Annotated in this window: 2 protein-coding genes and 1 pseudogene; 1 reads left to right on the forward strand and 2 read right to left on the reverse strand. The window is 77.9% G+C overall.

Going from position 1 to position 1,743, the window contains the following annotated elements:
- Positions 1 to 226 (reverse strand): annotated as a pseudogene (locus E2C05_RS31515) (amidase family protein); the annotation flags it as partial.
- A gap of 101 nt (positions 227 to 327) precedes the next feature.
- Positions 328 to 1,008, reverse strand: coding sequence for a formylglycine-generating enzyme family protein (locus E2C05_RS31520; protein WP_133223544.1), 681 nt, complete (start codon positions 1,006 to 1,008; stop codon positions 328 to 330).
- Between the two features lie 133 nt (positions 1,009 to 1,141).
- On the opposite strand from E2C05_RS31520, the gene E2C05_RS31525 reads away from it, so the two are divergent.
- A complete protein-coding gene (locus tag E2C05_RS31525) occupies positions 1,142 to 1,648 on the forward strand; it encodes a hypothetical protein (protein WP_133223545.1) in 507 nt (168 codons plus the stop codon).
- The last annotated feature ends 95 nt before the right edge of the window (positions 1,649 to 1,743 follow it).

Here is a 1,743-nt window from a genome sequence, read left to right on the forward strand (position 1 = left end):
CCAGGCCGTGCAGCGGCCCGCCCGCCCGCCCGGCCGCCCGCGCCGCGTCGAGCGCCGCCGCCTGCCGCCGGGCCAGCGCCGGGTCCAGCCAGGCGAAGACGCGCAGCTCCGGCTCGCGGGCCGCGATGCGGTCCAGCAGCGCCTCGGTCAGGTCGGCGGCGGACAGCGTTCCGTCGCGCAGGCGGCGGGCGGCCGTGGTGGCGGGCAGGTCGGCGAGATAGGTCATGGCGGGTCCCCGGCAGCGATGGCGCGATCGGCCGGAGTGTGCGCGACCACGCGCGATCGCGACAGGGGCGCCGCGCCGGCGCCGGCGGCCTCGCCAGCGCCTCAGGGGCCGTAGGCGCAGCGCAGGCCGATATAGAGCGCGGCGAAGCCCGCCGGCTTCCATTGCGCGCCCTCGGCCCGCGCCTGCGCCGGGCCGTACCACCAGGATCCGCCGGCCGTCAGCGCCTCCTCGCCCCGCCGGTCGGCCAGCCACTCCCACACATTGGCGCCCATGTCGTAGAGGCCGTTGACGCCCCGGCGCGTGGTCCCCGCCGGCAGGTGGTGGCGGCGGTTGGTATTCATCCCCGCCGGATCATCGCCGACCGGGTAGGCATAGGTCCGGCCGCGCTCGAAGCCGTCGGTCGGCGCCGCCCGCTGCTCGGTGTAGGCGGCGGCGCGCCACTCCTCGAAGCGCGGCAGTCGGCCGCCCGCCCAGGCGCAATAGGCCCGCGCCTCCTCCCAGGTCAGGTGCACCGCGGGTTCGCCCGGCGCGCCGGGGGCGCCCTGCGGGCTCTGCCAGGTCCAGCCCGGCCGCCGCACCCAGCCGCCGCTGAACTCCTGCCCGCCGCCCGCCCGCTCGGCCGCGGTGACCAGGCCCGTGGCGGCGACGAAGGCTTGGAACTGGCCGATGGTGACTTCCGTCCGGTCGAGGGCGACCGGGCCGAGCGGCACCCGCTCGCCCGGCTGCGCCGCCGCAGGCGGGGCGAGCGCGAGCAGCAGCACTGCCAGGATCGGGCGGAGCATTCCGGCGGCTCCCATGTGGATGCCGCGGATGTAGTCCGCGGCTTTGCCCCGCCAAGCCCCGCCGGCAAGCCCCGCAGGCGCCGCCTCCGCAACCATGCTTCCCCCTGCCCCCGCGCCGCCCCACATTCAGCCGATGCCTAGGCCCATCCGCATCGCCCGCGCCGATACCGGCGCGCTCACCTATCTCGTCCCGCTGCCGCCGGAGCGGCTGCCGGCGGTCCGCCCGGCCGACCTGCTGTCCGCCTGGTCCCTGGCGCGCCGGGCCGCCGCGCTGGAGATGTGGGGTCCGCCCCGGCTGCTGCGCTTCGCCCGGCCGGAGGCCGAGGTCACCGAAATCGCCATCGCCGATGCCGATGCCGGCTGCTGGGCAGAGGCGGTGGATAGCGGCTTCGGCCTTGGCAGCCTGACCGGCATGGCGCTCTGCCTGCGGCTGCTGGCCCTGGTCGAGGTGCTGGCGCGCGTCCGAGCCCTCGCGCCGCTCTTCGACGTGACGACCGAGGGGATCGACCTGCACCCGGCGCTGCTGGATGCCGCCGCCTCCATGCCGCTCGATGCCGGTGCCCGCTTCGACGAGGCGGCGATGCGTCGTCTCCTCTCCCGCCGGGTGGCGCCCGGTCCGGAGCGGCGCCGGATCGCCTGAGACGCGCGGTCGACACCGGCGCCGCCGGGCCCGGCGGCCGACGCGCCAGGCGGCGCATCGCGGCGCCGAGTCGCCCGGCCCGGCCGGGCCTGCGG

It is taken from the genome of Paracraurococcus ruber, from assembly GCF_004353985.1.
In the GTDB taxonomy this organism is placed as follows: Bacteria; Pseudomonadota; Alphaproteobacteria; order Acetobacterales; family Acetobacteraceae; genus Paracraurococcus; species Paracraurococcus ruber.

What these genes read in the sequence shown, in the direction of transcription:
- E2C05_RS31520 (WP_133223544.1), bottom strand. Translation starts at nt 1,008, where the DNA reads ATGCTCCGCCCGATCCTGGCAGTGCTGCTGCTCGCGCTCGCCCCGCCT.
- E2C05_RS31525 (WP_133223545.1), top strand. Translation starts at nt 1,142, where the DNA reads ATGCCTAGGCCCATCCGCATCGCCCGCGCCGATACCGGCGCGCTCACC.